The sequence below is a fragment of the Mycobacterium sp. ST-F2 genome, assembly GCF_001905655.1.
Lineage (GTDB): Bacteria > Actinomycetota > Actinomycetes > Mycobacteriales > Mycobacteriaceae > Mycobacterium.
Window position 1 is genome coordinate 1 of record NZ_JMHT01000019.1, and the last position, 15,871, is coordinate 15,871.

Genomic DNA, 15,871 nt, shown 5'->3' on the forward strand with positions numbered 1-15,871 from the left:
GGTCAAAATTCAACCGACGCTACGGGGTCAATTTTCGACCGTCGTTGACACCCCGCTACCTTTTAGCCGACGGAAGGTGCTCCTCCGGTGTCATGCGCGGTGGTTGCCCCCCATGGGGCAAGAAGGAATTCGTCGACGAAACGGGTGAAGGTGTCGTCGACGAATGTGGGGTCCGGTGCGGTGAAGTATTCGATGATCAATCCTTGGAACGCCGCCAAGGCGATGCGCGAGCGGGTTTCGGCGACATGGTCCGGCATTCCGATCGCCTCAAGGCGGGCCCGGGAGTTGCGGGTTAGCAGCGACAAAGTTTCCCAGGCGTAGTCGCGATAGGGACTGTCCACGCCGCAGGCTGCCCCAAAGATCTGCAGCACCACACGCAGATTGTTGTGACGCTCGCCGCGAGTGCACTCATACCAGTCGTCGAAGCACCAGCGCCGGTGTGCAGCAATCGAAACCGGAAGATCCAACTCCTCAGTGCGCGGGATCGCCGCGCGCTGCTGGCGGGTCAGAACTTCCAGGATGAGGTGCTCTTTGCTGCCGAAGTAGTAGACCAGCATGCGGGCGCTGGTTCCCATCTGGGCGGCTAGCTCACGTAACGACGTATCGACCACACCCGTGCGCGCCAAAATCGCCGCAGCAGCCGCAAGGAGCTGTTCGCGCTTGGCGTGGTCGATCGGCCGGGGCACGCTTGACTGTAACAGATGCTTCATATACGAATGGGCAGGTGATCTCGCCGGCCGCAACCCCACACCCGTCACAGCGCGACGACAGAGGACACGAGCGAAGTCCTCGCAGTGGCAGCGACGTTCCGGCGGTGGCACCAGGGTGGGTTCTCGCGGCCTGTGGGGTGGCGCTCGCGGCCGTGGGAGTCCAGCAATGGCTGCTGCCGTTCACCGCTGGCTCTCAGATGGGGTTACTCACCAACGGCGGTGACCTCGACGTTTACCGGCACGGTGGGCTGCAGATACTGCACCACGCAGCGCTCTACGCCGGTGAGGTCCCTTCGGGAGGATGGTTTACCTACCCTCCGTTCGCCGCCGTCACATTCATTCCATTAGCGGTGCTGAGCTTTCCGGTGGCCAAAGCGGTGTGGATGCTCGCGTCCTTCAGCGCCCTCGTGGCGACGGTCTGGCGCTGCGCCACCGTGTTGGGCTACCGGCATGATTGGCTGCTGGGCGTCTTCAGCGTGGCGATGTCGGTGGTAGCACTCGACATCGAGGCCGTCCGCGGGACCCTGTGGCAAGGTCAGGTCAACATCGTGTTGATGGCCATCGTCGTCTGGGATCTCACCCGGCCGAGTGGGGCACGATTGCGGGGCTGGTCAGTCGGTATCGCTGCGGGCGTGAAGCTCACTGCGGTGGTCTTCGTCCCTTACCTGCTGATCACTCGGCAGTGGCGCGCGGCTATTACCGCTACGGCGACCACTGCTGCCACCATTGTTGTGACGTGGGCGGTGCTTCCTGCCGACTCGGTGCAGTACTGGACATATGCGGTGTTTCAGACCGACAGGATCGGTCCGCTCACCCATCCTGGGAATTTTTCGATCGGCGGCGTCGTGGCAACGCTGTGGGACCCTGCACCGATGGCCACGAACTGGTGGGTCGGTGGTGTCACGGTCGCAGCGCTGGTCGGTTTCTACGCCGCCTACCGAGCCGACCGCGCCTACCAGCGACTCCTCGCCATCACGATCACCGGGTTGCTCTCGTGCACCGTGCCGCCCCTGGCCTGGGGGCATCACTGGGTGTGGGCAGTGCCGCTGCTGGCCATCGCGCTCGATCGGATCGTCCGCAGCGCCGGACCCCTACGGTGGGCATGGGCAGGCGGCACCCTGGCGGTCTTCGCGGTGGCGTTCATGTGGTTCAGCGCCTGGCTGTACCGGACCTCGCAGCGCGTCCAAATGTCCTACCCGACCTACGTCGATGCCTTCAACGCCGCAATCGACCACATGACTCGATCCGACAGACTGTTTGCCGTCACTACACACCCGGTACTGTTCCTCGCCCTCGCCGTCATCACGATCGCGGCGCTCCCACGAGCTCAGCCGTCACCAATCGAGTAGCACCGTCGATCCGAACAAAACTCGCACAACATCACCACGACACCACCATGGCTGGAATGCGGTCAGATTCGACTATCGGACTGTAGTCGAGTTCGGCGAAGGTGCGGCACATCATTTGGCGTGACTTGCGTGACTGATCGGGCGGAACGCCAGGTGAGCTTGTTTCACAATCGATTGCCGCCTGCCTCGTGTGGTCTAGTGAGCAACGAGGGTTAATACCCGGTAGCTGAGGTGGGCATCATGAGTACCGAACTCGACCAACTGCTCCGCGACCGATTCGGCATCGGCCGCGACGACTTTGTGGCCGCACTCAAAACATTGCCGTTGGTGCGACCTTGGGCAACCCGCCTCACCGAGGGAGAAGCCCGGTTGCTCGACGATGTCGACTTCGGCGAAGACCACGTGGCTCATATTGCTGCCAGCGCCGAAATCGCCGGCCACGCAGGACGACTCGCCGTGACGGCACTGACCACCGCCGAGGTCAAAACGGCCCTCGGCCTCAGCGACGTCCAGATCCGGCAGAAGCGCTTAGCCCGCGAATTGTGGGCGATCCCAGACGGTCAGACATGGATTTTCCCGATCGCTCAATTCGAACGCGACCCGGAGACGAGAATGCCGTTCCGTCAGGTTCGGGGCCTGGCTGAAGTGCTTACGGCACTCCCGGACGATCTGAATCCGGTCGCGGTCGACGGCTTTCTCCACGCCCAGCAGCCCGATCTCGAACGTGACGGCCACGCTCAGACGCCGTTGAACTGGCTGCATGACGGCGGTGATGTCCTCAACGTAGTGGCCGCGGCAGTGGCGTACGACTGGTATGGCCGGTGAGCGCTGCGCTACCCGATCAATCCGCCGGGGCGCGGCCGGAGGTGATCGGCATTTGCGACGGGGTTACGGTCTCACCCCACCGGCCGTGGAGCGGATCCACCGCACTCCGGGATGGATATGTTTTGGGGCGGATTGCTTTTGCTCCTACAGAACTAAGCTCAGCTGCGCAGCAGCCCGGCTACTGTCGCGATCGCCGTCTCGAAGGCCTCGCGGCCGCCGTTGGCGTTGAGCCCGCGCATCGAACAGTGCGGGATGTTGCCGGGCGGCACGTACAGGTCGGCCCGGGTTATGCCGGCACGCTTCCATCCGTCGCGCGCCGCGCCTCCCAGCAAAAGGACGATCTCCAGGTTCGGCAGCAGCTCGACGACCTCGCGCGTCCACCGGGCGGCTCGCGTGCGCTCTGTGGCGGTCGATCCACCGTTCTTCAACCCCGCCACCGGGAATGGCACCACGTTCCAGTGGACCACGTCGCGTCGGTCCACGCCGTGGCGGTCGTAGGCCTCGCGGATGTTCCGCGCGGTCCAATCGTCGTTGTCTGGGCTGAGCAGCCCTGATCCTGTGCCGGCTTCGGCTTTCGTCGATGGGTTGTCCAGCAGGACCAGCATCCGCGCGTTGACGCCGCCCACGTCGGGATCCACGTACGGCACGTGTCCGTGCGGGAGCCCCTCAGCGTCGGCGATCCGGTCGGCGAGGTCATTCAGCGGCTTGACGTGAGAGTCTCGGATCCTCCGCTTCTTCTGCTCGACCGCCGCCGGATCGGCGTTGCGGCCGTTCATGATTCCCATGTGGCTCCTTTCGACCCGACCGCGAATCCCCACGTGATCGCCCGGGCGAGACTCGGTGCGTAGTAGGCGCGATCGGGGGTCTTCTTGAACCGCAGCGAACCGGGGTGCTCCGGGAACAGCAGGTACGTCGTATCGGGCTTGACGGTCCGCGGCTTCACGAACGGCCACGCGAGTTGCCGGCCGTCAGGATGCCGGGTCGTGAGCACCTTCTCCGCGTCCTCGCCGAGGCCGATGATCAGTCGCGGTTGAACGACATCCAGTTCGTCGTGGAGGAAGTGCCGGCAGTTGTCGATTTCGTACCGTTCCGAGGGTCGATCGCCCGGCGGGTGGCAGTGCACGACGTTCGTGATGAACAGCTCGGTCTTCTTTCGGTCGGCGATCTCCAAGGCGTCGTCGATGTACTTCCCGCTCCCGCCGGTGAACGCGATGCCCGACTCCATGCACTTGCGGCACAGGCTCTGTCCGACGATGGCCACGGGGGAGTGCGGAGACCCGAACCCGCGCGCCGCCGCCGTGACTCCGGGCTCGTTCATCCCCGGGCACGCCCGGCACGCGCTGATCCGGTCCGCGATGAGGTCCAGCTGCCGCCGTCTCGTGTCCGTCACCATCGCGGGATCGTCTCACCTGCGGCTGACACGGGCGGGCAAACTCTGGCGATCTCGCATCTGTGCCCAAGGGCTCCGGTGCATGGTGCGAGGCTTACCACGGAGTGGCAAACGATCTGTATCTCGTCGTGTTGAGAGGTGGCCCATTAGGTGAGCTTGAATAGGTTCGCCAAGTCGCCGCACTGCCGGAGACGCTGGATCTGCTGGCGGTAGTCGTCCCGCTGCTGCGTCGTGTGCGCACTAACCGGTTGCCCGGTGACGATGGCCCAGATCGCTGCGTTCAACGCCATGCGGGCGAGGTAGATGGCGAAGTCGGCGATGGTGGCGCACGCTGTCTCCGACAGGACACCGCCGTGGATGGCGGCGTTCCTGGTCCGCCTGAGCCTCTCCACCCTGTTGCCGACGTGCTTCATCTCCGCGTCGAATGTCGCTCCGAGCACCGCGCTGTCGGTCAGGAACCGATCCGTCTCGGCCAGTTGCCGAGCCAACGGGTGGCCAGCGTAGATCGTCTTGAGCGTGGACACGTGAGGCGGGGTCTTCAGCCTGTCGGTGCGCTCGCCGTACCCCGTGCGCACCGTGATGTCCTCCCGAATCACCCTCAGTTCAGTGGGGGTCGCCGCGCCCGGAGACCGATCGGGCCGGAGTTGCACTGCCGTGTACACGTCGTTCACCACACGGTTGGAGAGCGCCTCGACGGCATACCCGTCACCGAAATACTCGACCGCGAAGTCGTACCAGTTGCGACCAGGAGTCGGGGTCACCCAGGTGTTGGCATGCTCGATCGCGCGGACCGCGGCCATGACGATCGCCTCGGGATCCGACCGCGGTGCACCATCGAGCCCCTTTTCGAGGCGCAGCACCTTCTGCATCTCCTCGGCTGCCGCGGCCGTGATCACGTAGCCGTCGGCGGTCATCTCGCGCAGCCGGGTCGTGACGTAGTCGTTCTGGTAGAAGACGGGTTCGGGTGGCGGTTCCTTCGGTCCCCATTCGGCGGGTATCCAGGGCGGCGGTGCTCCGACAGCGAAGAGCAGGTGCCCGCCGAGCATCCGCCACATGCCGTCGGGGACGCGGACTACGGCGAGAACCGTGTCCAGGTACGTCCGTGCGACGTCTGCCGCGCGATGGCGCTCGACGTTGCGGACCGTGATCCGTGCGTATGCGAGCTGCGGGTCGAACTGGAACCCCCGGTAGTCGTTCACCTCGTCCGACAGCTGCAACTCGCTGATGTCGTCGGTCAGCAGCTCCTCGGGCACGACGTCGAGCTGGCGTGCCCGCTCGTGGTCGGTGAGGGACCCGGCCAGGACCTGCGCGTCGTAGAACGTGACGTCGCCGTGGCGCACGCAGTCGATGGCGGGGATGAAGGCTGGGGAAATGCGGAACCAGACCACGTACTCGCCGGCGGGCGGCGGGCCTGTGACGATGCACCGCTCAGCGAGATCAGCGAGTTCGTCGTCGGTGAGCCCTGCGTTGGCATTCGGGTCGTACGGGCCGTTGTCGATCGGGTCGCCCACCATCGCCCGCGCGTACCGGACACCACTCTCCGTGCCGAAGAGGACGTCCACGGCGGACCCCACGGGGCTGCCGAAGCCCCGCCCCTGCTTTCGGTACTCGCTCAAACCGATCACCGTGTCGCGCAGATACCTGATCCGCTCGTACGGGTACACGGTGTGGTCGACGTTGCCGCACGCTGCGACCAGATCTCGCCACGCCGCAACCAGGACGTCGTCGTCTCCGAGGATCGCGGTGAGTGCCGCTGTCGCGGCGCCTACGGCTGGCCGCTTGGTGTCGTCCAGGCCCAACTTCCCGTTCGGCTTCGTGAACAGGAGTCCGCCGGTGATCGACTGGCGGATCGCGTGTCCCAGTCCGCCGACCAGCGCACCGAGCTCGGGTCCTATCCAGTCGAGCGACTCGGCCAGGTCGGCGTCGATCGACAGCCAATCGCGGATGTTGGCCCCGTCATGGGGTCGAGGGTCGGAACACGCCTCCGCGATCTCCGCCAGGATCGCGGTCGGCGGCATGTGGCCGGAGGCGCAGGTGACCAACTCCTTCTGGTCGACGTGCGCGCGTAGTTCCTCCAGCCACCGAGCGTGCTGTTCGAACATCGATCACACCGTCCACGGCGGTACTGGCGACGTACACATGCCGGTGACTGTAGACCGCCGATGAGCCTGGTCTACGCACCGTGGTGGAGCCGAGGTGCGTGGGCTCGAGCGACACTGGGCTGACCCGGTCAGACGGATGGCAACGCGGCGACCTCCGCGATGAGCGCGGTGACACTGGCGTACCGCTGCGTGCGGTCCGGGTCGAGACATCGCCGAATCACGGGTTGGACTTCCGCAGGTGCTCTGAACGGGTCGGTGCGGCCCGAGAAGATGAAACCGAGCAGGTAGCCGACCGGGAACATTTCGTAGGAGATGTCGTAGTCGCGGAACGTGTCCAAGCCGGGGTCGACGATGGTGCCCTTGACCGCTGAGAGCGTTCGCGTCAGGTCCGAGTCCTCGACCTTGGCCAGGCCGAAGTCGGCGATCTTCACGGTCACGGTGAGGTCGGCGTACTCCTGGACCAGAATATTGCCGGGGCTGAGATCCCGGTGGAGCACGTTGCGTTGGTGGATATGTTCCAGGCCGCGCAGGAACTGCAGGGCGATCTCGCGGCGCTGCTCGAAGGACAGCTTGGCGTTGTTCCGGTTGATGAAGTCGCGGAGCGTGGCCGTGCAGTGCTCCATCGTGTACTCGTTCAGGGTGTCGTCGTAGCCGTACACCCGCAGGACGTGCGGAGAGTCCATCTGCCGCATCAGGTCGTACTCGCGGCGGAACCGCGCCAATTCCACTCCGGTGCCGGGCTTGATCCTCTTCAGGGCGAACTTGGTGCCGTAGTTCGGATCGATGTACTCCCAGACGACGCCGTACGAACCTCCGCCGATCATCCGCAGCTGCTGCCGGTCGACGATGAGGCTCTGTCCGGGCTGGTCGGCGAGGGTGAAGATCGGCCTGTAGCGGCTGATCGAGATAGGCGGCAGGTCATCGGGGATTGAGCTGCCCTGCGCCTCTTGCAGGAACTGCTTGCAGTGCTTGAACACGGCCGTGTAGGCCGGGGCGATGACGAACGGGCGTCCGCCCTCCTTCATGACCTGGTGGGCGTCGAGGAGTTCGCGCATTAGCCGCAGCAGGTCGCGGCTCTCGTTCGCGTTGTAGTGGCGACCCTCGGTCTTGCTCTTGCGATCTAGAAACTCGAGGAGCCGGTCAGCTTCGGCGTGGAACCGCGCGAACATCCGCCCGGTCGGATCGTCGGCGTACATGGCGAGGTACGAGTCCGGTGTCGCGAAATCCTCAGCGTGCCGCTCGTCCAGGACGCTCTGCATGATCTCGATTGGCGATGCCAAGTCACGCCTCGCCGATCATCTGCGCCACGGCCCCACCGCTCCCGGCGTGAACGGTGGAACACTCGCACTTGCCATTGGAGCAGGCTATCGCTGCGGACCGACGGCACCCCCGGACGCGCGGCTCCCAACTCTCCGGACCAAATTCCGGCCACTCATGTCGGTGCCCAGCGCGACAATCTGGGGCATCATTGACAACACCAGTCACGGAAGTGAGGCCAGACCTTGTCCGCCGCGGATGGGATCACCGTCGACCTGGAGGGCACTGCGCTCGACCCCGGGGCGGTCGCTGCTGCCATCGAACAAGTCGAGGGTCTGATCGCCAGCCTTGCAGGCGCCGAGGAGGTGCGACTGACTCTCACGGACCTGCGCGGCGGTAGTGCCCACATCTCTATGTCGGTCTCCGGTGCTTCCCTCGATGACGTCCGCAATGGCATCGAGGAGCTGCGCCTAGCGCCCGTGCTTCCCATCCGGTGGAACCGCCCGTCGCTGGTGGCGGTCGTGAACCTGGCGAAGGTGAAGTCCCGCCGCGGCGTCGACTCGATCAGCCTTCGCATCGGCGACGCCATCGCTGCCATCGATGCGGCGGTCCAGGAGAACGCCGAGAGGGCACTGGCACCATCCTCGGTGTCACTGGGCTCGATGCGCGGCCGGCTCTACCGATATACCAACGACCCCAGCAGCAAGAGACGCTCCGCTGGCCTTCGACGAGCCGACACCGACGACATCATAGAGCTGCGGTTCGCTCCTGACGACGCCGCGAAGGTTCGCGAATACCTGGAGCGCGACGTGGAGGTGTGGGGCGACATCGCCCGCGATGCGACCGGCGGCATCGCCCATCTCGTCGTGGAAGGCATTGAGCCCGTCGGCACGCTGGGTGCGCCGGCGACCGCAGCCGAGGGCCGCGGGCTGCTCGGCAATGACTGGACCGGCGGGGTCGAACCCGCGGAGTGGGTGAGGTTGATGCGTGGCTGACCAGTTGAAGCGCGTGGCAGTCGACACCTCGGTGATCCTCGACCTACTCATCGGAACAGACGGCGCGAAAGCTGATCGAGCCGAATACCTGCTCTCCGGTCACGGTGAGCGGTACCGCGTACTTTTGCCCGCGATCGTCATCGCGGAGATTGCGGGCGCGCCGGCCGTGCGCGGCGACAACCTGACCAGGGAGCTGCGCGAGGAACGTGTCGGGAAAGCGCTTGATTGGATCCGGCGATCGAACTTCATCGTCGCCGAACTGTCAGAGCGGACCGCGCGAAGAGCTGCGGAGTTGGCGACGGAGCTCCAGCTCAGGGGGCCTGACGCCTCGATATTGGCTACCGCAGAGCAGTGGGGATGCAAGCTTCTGTATGCCAGCGACGGTGATCTGACGAAGTGTGACGGTCGGCTCGGGTTCAAGATCACTGAACCTGATGATCCACCGCCACCCGAACCGACGGAGTACGACTTGTTCACCCCGACGGACGAGTAATCGCCGAGCGGCACCCGTCAGCTTGCCCCAGCAGCGATCAATAGACTGTCCCAGCTACCATGGCTCGCTTTGATCGCCGACTCAGGGCAGAACAGGTAGCGCCAGGTTCCGAAGCGGGCCTCGTCGGTCACGAACCGCGCCCACTCCCGCGCAGCGGCGACCTTCCTCTGCACGTCCGCGCGCTGCACGTCGTTGTCTGACTTCCCCTCGATCACCCAGTAGACACCGTCGGTGTCGATGGCGATGAAGTCGGGGAAGTACCTGCCACCGTCGTCGAGTTCGATATACGCGCGGCCGTCGGTTTGAAGGCGCAGCCACCAGCTAATCCCCGTCGCAGAGTCCATGATCCCGGCGAGCGCGTACTCGGTGGACTTTGCGTCGAAGGAGACTACGGGGAGGATGCTCTGCCTCCATCCCTTGTACCACCGCCCGCGCTGGAAATCGGCAAAGCGATCTGCGATGTGGTCCGGCATCGGGAGCGGCTCGACGGGGATCGTCACCGGGCGGTATCCCCATTGTGGTTGGAGCCGTCGGGCGTTGTACTTCGCCTTGACTAGCTGGGCGAGGCCCAGGGTCGCCTGGCTAGCCCGTTCCGCTCCCCAGTTGATTTCGCTGCTCGACTTGGCTCCAGCGCCGGCGAGGAACGCGTTGACGACGCGGTTGGCGGCGTTGTGCTCGGGGAGAGTCTCCTCCACCAGACCGAGGTTCCAGATGCGTTCACGGAGGTCCTCACTGACCTGGTCGATCGAAATCCATGCTTGGGAGGCGTCGGCGGCCTCTTGAGCCTCGCGGTCGATGTGCACGTCACCAGCGATCGTCCGACGGGCGACGAGCGCCTCGCGGATCAGAGGGATCTTGATCTCCTTCTGGAACACCGCCCCCGCGGCGCGCGCGTCAGCGTCATCGATGAGTGAGAAGCTGAACCGTTCAGGCAGCACCTCCCGCTCCCGTCGAGGGAAGATGATCTGCGGGGCGCCCGGTACACGCTGCAGTACCCGGTACTCGGACGCATCTTTCTTACCCTCGGACGCTGCGACACCGAATTCTTCGAGGATCAGCAGGGTGGACTCGTTGATCGCTTCGCCTTCGCCTTCGACCATCCGGGCGCCTGTGCGGAGCTCCAGGTAGCCCTGAGCGCCGGACTCATCGTCTTCCGGTAGTTGGGTGAGGCTCATATCGTCGCCGGGTTCGCCGAACTCGGCCGGCACATCGATAACTGCGTCGCCGCCGTCGCCGCCTACCGGGACCACCACACGCTGGATCAGTGCGTCTTTCTGCTGCAGCAGCTTCCGGTAGGAGTCGTGCGCGACGAGATCGACCTGGTCGATCATCGGGACACCCACCCTGCGTCCATAGGGTAGGCGAAGCCCCCGGCCGAGTATTTGCTCGGTAAGCGCCTCTGATGCGAGTCTGCGCAGGGCAACGATGACGCCGATGTTCTTGACGTCCCACCCCTCCTTCAGCTTGTCGACGCTGACGACGGCACGGATCGGCGAGTCCGGGTCCTCGACGCGCTCCAGCGCGGCGAGCGCCGCGTCTGTGGACTGCGAGGTGATTTCGAGTACCGCGCCGGCGTCCCCGATAAAGCCGTCGCCGGCGAGTATCTCGGATACCTCCCGGGCGTCCGCGACCGACTGGCACACGACGAATAGGACGGGGTTGACCTGCTTGTTTCCGCTTCCAACGGCCCATGTCTCGTACGCGGCGGCCTTGATCTCGCGCAGGCGGCAAGCATCGGCGAGCTGCGTCCGGATGTCCTTGTGCCCATCACGGCGATAAACGATGACCGGGATCTTCACAAGACCGTCGGCTATGGCCTCGGCGAGGCTGTACCGGTAGATCACCTTCGGTTCGTCAGAGGACGACGGGGTCGCCGTCAAGCCAACGAGCGCTCGAGGGTTCAAGTCGCGGATAGCGGCGGAGAACGCCTTCGCCTGGGTGCGGTACACGTGGTGCTCATCGGCGATGACCACGAGGTCGTCGGCCTGCTGCAGGTGTGCGTACAGGGCGCCGCCGATGTACTCGTTGACTTCACGGCTCTTGCGCGCAGTGTTCGCTGACGGGCGGATCAGCTGCTGGACGTTGAACACGAACAGCTTGAGCTGGCGCGGGTTGTGCAGCGCGTCACCGACCTGCCCACGGAGATGCTCGGCTGTGATGAGTACCGGTGAGGATTCGGTCCCGGGAACGGCTTTGCGGCTGCCTGGGGTGAAGTTGGCGACGGTCTTGTCCTGGATCGTGGTCCCGGGAGTCACGATCAGGATGTTCCGTACGCCCTGAGCGGCGAGATACTCCACGAGCGCGGCGGCCAAGTAGGTCTTGCCGACGCCGGTCGCGAGGTCGCAGACGACTTCTACCCCGTTGTCGACCTCGATCTTCTCGATGATTGCGGAGAGTGCCGCCTTGTTCGGCGCACGGAGGTCGAGTCTTGAGGCGATCTCCTCGACCAGTGCGTGATCGGACTCGATCCAGGTCACCTGACCACCCGCTTGGGGAGGAGATCACGCGGCGCTTTTCGAAGCCGGGAGCCTGGACTAAGCTCCCGCACGAGGTCTCTCGCCGTGTCGGTTACTCCCTTGCCGACGATCTGCACGCGCTCCCCGTCGTCGAGCCGGGCGCAGATCGCGCGCACGACATCCTCATCCACCACCCCGTCGACGACGGCAAGCCTCGTCCGTCCCTTTATCCCGCTGAAAGGTGCGTCGTCGAGCTCAGTGAAACCTAATTGTGCCGCGACCGCGCGGGCGAACGCGTCGCCGACGACCCATTCCGCGAGGAACGGCCGACCGCCTGATACGTCGTACATCGATGGTCCGACCCGCAGGTGGGTAAAGCCGCCTCCGGATTTCCACCCGACCGCCTTGGTGATCCCGCCGCTGTCCGCGCCATCCACCACGCGTTCGAGCCGCGGCCGGGTGAAGATTTCAGCCGTCGCGGGAAGCAACTCGACGGTGACCCAGCGCCGGCCTAGCTTGTGCGCCACCGCGGCGGTAGTTCCCGAACCAGCGAAGCAGTCCAGGACGATGTCACCGGGTTCGGAACCGACCTCGACGACACGGCGGAGGAGCCGCTCCGGCTTCGGCGTCGAGAAGATCGAGTCGCGGCCGAAGAGCTGCGTGCTCTCGCTCTTGGCTTCACGATTGTCGCCAACCTCGTCGTTCGACCAGAGCGTGCTGGGCACGAGCCCACCGAGCTCGGAGGCGAACCGCTTCCTGAAGGGGAACGTCTTGCCGGTCTTGCCCCACCAGAGGCGGTCGTCGGCGCGCAGCTTCTCGAAGTTCTCCTGTGACAGTGACCACCAGCGGTTCCCGCGCGGTGAGAATACGTCTCCGTGCGGCCCGACGACCTCGTAGCGTCCTTCGGAGTACTCGTGTGACGCGGTGAGGTCGGAGCGGCGCCAGAGGCCGCGGGGGTCGTTGTCGGGGTTCCAGAAGTCGGCGTCGCTCTGGAAAGTCCGATCTACGCGACCTAGCTTAAGCGCGTCGCGGTCGCGAGCGAAGACGAGGATGTAGTCGTGGACAGCCGAGAAGTGTTGCGCACTGTTATTGCGGCCGTGGATCTTTCGCCAGCAGATCGACGCGATGAAGTTCGACCGGCCAAACACCTCATCCATCAGAACGCGGCAGTAGGCCATCTCGGCGTCGTCGAGGTGCACCCACACCGACCCATCGGGCGCGAGGAGGTCGCGGATCTGGACGAGGCGGTCGCGCATCATCGTCAGCCAGACGGAGTGCTCAAGCGAGTCGTCGTACTGCGCGAAGGCCTGGCCGGTGTTGAACGGCGGGTCGATGTAGACGAGCTTGACCTTGCCGCGGTAGCGCGCCGCGTACTCCGGAATTCGGTTCAACGAAGTCAAAGCGTCGAGCGAGTCGCCCTCAATTAGCAGATTGTCCGTCGGGTTGTCGCCATGCCGGTCCACCTCGTCGAGCGTTCGTACCTGGGCGACGCGGGGGTCATCGGGCTCGACCCACTCGTAACCGCCGCTGCTGGTGCTGATCAGCGTGCCCTCTTTACCGACCCATGACAGAGCCAGGCGTCCGGAGGCGGAGAACGGAGGTGCCGACATGTGGCATACCCTACGGTCCCTGTGGTCGTTCACCTGCGCGGTCGCCGACGGGACACGCTGCGCCGTGAACCTCCATCGTCGCGGTAGCTCGGCGGTGGCTAGCCGGGACCCGCTACCCACCGCACAAACTCAGCCGACCACCGCGGCGGAACCTCGATCCTGTCGGTCGCTAGTCGTACGCTGCGCGTCATGTCCATGCAGTTCATCGAGCATCGCCGCGGGTCCGCGGACACGTACTCGTGGGTGCCTCCTTTCGACTGGTCGATCGGCTACAAGTACGACCAGTGGTGGGACGACGTCCGGTACTACTACGTGAGCGAGCCGTGGTTCGTGCAGGTGCTGGAAGACGGCGTAGAGGTCGCCCGGGTAGAACTTGATGATCCCGGCGGCATCAACCCGGAGTACACGGGTGTGCCAGACCTCGGAGGCGAGCGCCTGGAGATCCAGCTCATTGAGGTGGCCACCGCGGTGCGTAGTCGGGGCGTTGGCACTCGGGTGGTGGAGGGTCTCGCGGGACTGCACCGCGACCGCCGACTGTTCGCGTACAGCGAGGAGGCGGACGAGTTCTGGGCGTCGCTCGGCTGGAGCCGCTTCGATCATCGTGACGGGCAGCCGCAGTTCCACCGGGCGCTGTTCATCCAGCCGGCCGCCGATTTCCGGAGCCCGATGTAGCCCAACATCGCGATGGTTGAGGTGCGGCAACTGCCCGGTCCATGCGTAGCCCGTGGTGCTGGTCCTGTGCGTAACATCTTGTAGTGATGTATGACAGTGCTACGATATCTGTAATACAGAACTACAGATGGAGGTGGCGTGGCCGTTCTGAACATCCGAGTGGAGGACCGGATCCGCGACCAGCTGAAAGAGTTGGCCGACGCGGAAGGGGTGTCACTCAGCGAGTACGTGCGCGATCTGCTCCTGGAAGCGGTCGTCCCCGTGTTCGAGCGGGAAGTCGAGCCCGGCGATGAGCCAGCACCGGAATCGATGCGGCTCGCCGACCGCCAGGTCCTTGCCCTGCTCCACCGCATCCTCGCGCGGGTGCTACCCGAGGACGCCAACGACGTCGACGGGAACGCCAAGTACCAGCTGGAGCGCGCGGAGGTAATCGAGTCGGGCTTCACCGGGGAGTACTGGCGGGAAGTTGCCGGGTTCCGCACCGAGCTGTCCAAGCGTGACTGCGACCGTGTGCTGGACATCCTCGACATGTTCCGCGTGATCACCTACAGCATCCAGCGGTTGGAGAAGGACGGAGTCCCCGTCGGCGAAGAGCTGAGCTACGAGCTGGAGTTCCAGGGCTTCGACTTCCGTGACGGGCTTGAGGGACAGATGGCCGACTACGTCAAGTTCCTGATGAGCGACGGCCGGTGGGGCGAACTGCAGCCGCAGGTGGATCGCAACGACGGCGGCAACTCCCACCACAAGACGCTCGAGGCGTACCTGCGGATGCTCTCCGAGCACCGCCGCATCATGGACAGCCGCGGCCGAGGGTTCCGCCGCGATGATTACCTGCTGTCCAAGGAGGAGCTGGAGCAGATCGCAGCGGCTCGGATCCACCCGTCGCACCGTGGGTAACCCAGCGCAGCGGGAGCGGGAACGAAAGGTCGCTGAGGCGATGCTGTCCCAGGCCTATGAGCGTGCGCCCGGCGGCTACGTCGCGTTCCTCGACGAGACGTTCCAGCTCGACGACTCGGACAAGAACCGAAGCGAGTTCTACATGCTGTCCGCGGTCGTCGTGCATCGTGACGATCTCGCCAGTCTTCGGTCAGGTCTCCGGAAGGTCGTGGGCGGCACCTTTTGGCACACCTCCGAGTCGCTCAAGACTCCCGAAGGCCGTGAACGCGCACGTGAGGTCGCCGAGTTCCTGGGTGATCCGGAGGGCAACGAAGTGGGCATCGTCGCGATCAAGACCCCCGTCGCTGAGGGTGCAGGCGACGCGGCGCGCGCAGCCTGTTTCCAGCAGGTCGGGAAGGCGTTGTGCGCGGGGGGCGGGCTGCTGGTGGACGGCGGGGTGCACCTGATGATCCTCGAACAGCGGCGTATGCAGAGGAACCGCAGCTACGACACCAGCATCGTCAATGATCTGCGGAAGCGTGATGTGCTCTGCCGGCGCTGCCGCATGATCCAGGTGTCACCAAGCGCTGAACACCTGCTGTGGCTCCCCGACTTGGTCTCGTCGGCGGTTCGGCACCATCACCTGGGTCAGAAGGGGGACGTCGACCTGTACGCGCCTTTAGCGCGCATCCTGCACGTGTCGAACTGCCCCTAGAAACAGAGCAGCCCCGGCGTGCCGTAGCTATAGACCGGGGCCAGACAGATCGTGGGGCTTACCGAGGTAGCCGCAGAATCCGTACCTTGCTCGCCATCGAGTATGCCACCCGCGCCTGGAGCATGTCCAGTTGCCGTGCATCAAACCTCGTCGCCTGCAGGGTTATCTTCACGTTCACCGCATCGGCTCGGTAGCCGGTTTGTCCCTGCGTCACCAGCCCGTTACCCGCAACAGACGGTGCCGGGCGCACTTACCGGTCAGATATTCCTCGGCCCGCGCCGACAGTCGAGATCGTCGGTGAACTCATCCGTAGTCGTTTAGATGCACCCAGGGCAGCGGCCTGTTCTATGCCGTTAAGGCTCATCCACCACTCGCGACGTCGCAGATCCGTTCCCGTGTCCGTAGCCGGGATTCCGTCGAA

General features: G+C 64.9%; 14 protein-coding genes. 7 read left to right on the forward strand and 7 right to left on the reverse strand.

What is annotated here, in order from left to right; translation table 11 throughout:
* Window positions 1-62 precede the first annotated feature (62 nt).
* On the reverse strand, window positions 63-710 hold the full coding sequence (locus EB75_RS08540) for a TetR/AcrR family transcriptional regulator (protein ID WP_073694999.1): 648 nt from the start codon (window positions 708-710) through the stop codon (window positions 63-65).
* 104 nt (window positions 711-814) lie between these two features.
* On the opposite strand from EB75_RS08540, the gene EB75_RS08545 reads away from it, so the two are divergent.
* Together EB75_RS08545 and EB75_RS08550 are read left to right on the forward strand one after the other, a co-directional pair.
* Window positions 815-2,059, forward strand: coding sequence for a glycosyltransferase 87 family protein (locus EB75_RS08545; RefSeq protein WP_073695000.1), 1,245 nt, complete (start codon window positions 815-817; stop codon window positions 2,057-2,059).
* Between the two features lie 240 nt (window positions 2,060-2,299).
* A complete protein-coding gene (locus EB75_RS08550) occupies window positions 2,300-2,884 on the forward strand; it encodes a hypothetical protein (RefSeq protein ID WP_073695028.1) in 585 nt (194 codons plus the stop codon).
* A gap of 158 nt (window positions 2,885-3,042) precedes the next feature.
* Here the strand turns inward: EB75_RS08550 and EB75_RS08555 are convergent, their stop codons facing one another.
* From EB75_RS08555 to EB75_RS08570, 4 genes are all read right to left on the reverse strand, one after another.
* Window positions 3,043-3,669: a uracil-DNA glycosylase gene (locus EB75_RS08555; protein WP_073695001.1), complete on the reverse strand. Its 627-nt coding sequence runs from the start codon at window positions 3,667-3,669 to the stop codon at window positions 3,043-3,045.
* The gene (locus EB75_RS08560) at window positions 3,657-4,277 is read right to left on the reverse strand and encodes a uracil-DNA glycosylase family protein (RefSeq protein ID WP_073695002.1); all 621 of its coding nucleotides are present in this window, start codon (window positions 4,275-4,277) and stop codon (window positions 3,657-3,659) included. Before EB75_RS08560 ends, EB75_RS08555 begins: the two co-directional genes overlap by 13 nt.
* 143 nt (window positions 4,278-4,420) lie before the next feature.
* Window positions 4,421-6,376, reverse strand: a complete 1,956-nt coding sequence (locus tag EB75_RS29910) for a hypothetical protein (RefSeq protein WP_286150128.1) — start codon at window positions 6,374-6,376, stop codon at window positions 4,421-4,423.
* A 128-nt stretch (window positions 6,377-6,504) separates the two neighbouring features.
* Window positions 6,505-7,656 (reverse strand): protein kinase family protein, encoded by a 1,152-nt coding sequence (locus EB75_RS08570; protein WP_142239493.1) that lies wholly within the window; start codon window positions 7,654-7,656, stop codon window positions 6,505-6,507.
* A gap of 222 nt (window positions 7,657-7,878) precedes the next feature.
* Here EB75_RS08570 and EB75_RS08575 point away from each other — a divergent pair, with 222 nt between their 5' ends.
* Together EB75_RS08575 and EB75_RS08580 are read left to right on the forward strand one after the other, a co-directional pair.
* Complete coding sequence (locus EB75_RS08575; RefSeq protein ID WP_073695004.1) at window positions 7,879-8,628, forward strand: hypothetical protein; 750 nt, start codon at window positions 7,879-7,881, stop codon at window positions 8,626-8,628.
* Window positions 8,621-9,121, forward strand: coding sequence for a type II toxin-antitoxin system VapC family toxin (locus tag EB75_RS08580; protein WP_073695005.1), 501 nt, complete (start codon window positions 8,621-8,623; stop codon window positions 9,119-9,121). The genes EB75_RS08575 and EB75_RS08580 overlap by 8 nt, the downstream gene beginning before the upstream one ends.
* Window positions 9,122-9,138: 17 nt before the next feature.
* On the opposite strand, the gene EB75_RS08585 is transcribed toward EB75_RS08580, so the two are convergent.
* Window positions 9,139-11,598, reverse strand: coding sequence for a DEAD/DEAH box helicase (locus tag EB75_RS08585; RefSeq protein ID WP_073695006.1), 2,460 nt, complete (start codon window positions 11,596-11,598; stop codon window positions 9,139-9,141).
* Entirely contained in the window at window positions 11,595-13,187 is a 1,593-nt protein-coding gene (locus EB75_RS08590; protein ID WP_073695007.1) for a site-specific DNA-methyltransferase, read from the reverse strand. Before EB75_RS08590 ends, EB75_RS08585 begins: the two co-directional genes overlap by 4 nt.
* 189 nt (window positions 13,188-13,376) lie before the next feature.
* On the opposite strand from EB75_RS08590, the gene EB75_RS08595 reads away from it, so the two are divergent.
* The 3 genes from EB75_RS08595 to EB75_RS08605 all read left to right on the forward strand — a co-directional run bounded on the left by EB75_RS08595 (window position 13,377) and on the right by EB75_RS08605 (window position 15,450).
* Window positions 13,377-13,859, forward strand: a complete 483-nt coding sequence (locus tag EB75_RS08595; protein WP_073695008.1) for a GNAT family N-acetyltransferase — start codon at window positions 13,377-13,379, stop codon at window positions 13,857-13,859.
* Window positions 13,860-13,997: 138 nt separating this feature from the next.
* On the forward strand, window positions 13,998-14,756 hold the full coding sequence (locus EB75_RS08600) for a YfbU family protein (protein WP_073695009.1): 759 nt from the start codon (window positions 13,998-14,000) through the stop codon (window positions 14,754-14,756).
* Window positions 14,749-15,450 (forward strand): hypothetical protein, encoded by a 702-nt coding sequence (locus EB75_RS08605; protein WP_142239494.1) that lies wholly within the window; start codon window positions 14,749-14,751, stop codon window positions 15,448-15,450. The genes EB75_RS08600 and EB75_RS08605 overlap by 8 nt, the downstream gene beginning before the upstream one ends.
* The last annotated feature ends 421 nt before the right edge of the window (window positions 15,451-15,871 follow it).

Coding starts and splice junctions, on each gene's coding strand:
- EB75_RS08540 (WP_073694999.1), bottom strand. CDS start 710: ATGAAGCATCTGTTACAGTCAAGCGTGCCCCGGCCGATCGACCACGCC.
- EB75_RS08550 (WP_073695028.1), top strand. CDS start 2,300: ATGAGTACCGAACTCGACCAACTGCTCCGCGACCGATTCGGCATCGGC.
- EB75_RS08555 (WP_073695001.1), bottom strand. CDS start 3,669: ATGGGAATCATGAACGGCCGCAACGCCGATCCGGCGGCGGTCGAGCAG.
- EB75_RS08560 (WP_073695002.1), bottom strand. CDS start 4,277: ATGGTGACGGACACGAGACGGCGGCAGCTGGACCTCATCGCGGACCGG.
- EB75_RS29910 (WP_286150128.1), bottom strand. CDS start 6,376: ATGTTCGAACAGCACGCTCGGTGGCTGGAGGAACTACGCGCGCACGTC.
- EB75_RS08590 (WP_073695007.1), bottom strand. CDS start 13,187: ATGTCGGCACCTCCGTTCTCCGCCTCCGGACGCCTGGCTCTGTCATGG.
- EB75_RS08595 (WP_073695008.1), top strand. CDS start 13,377: ATGTCCATGCAGTTCATCGAGCATCGCCGCGGGTCCGCGGACACGTAC.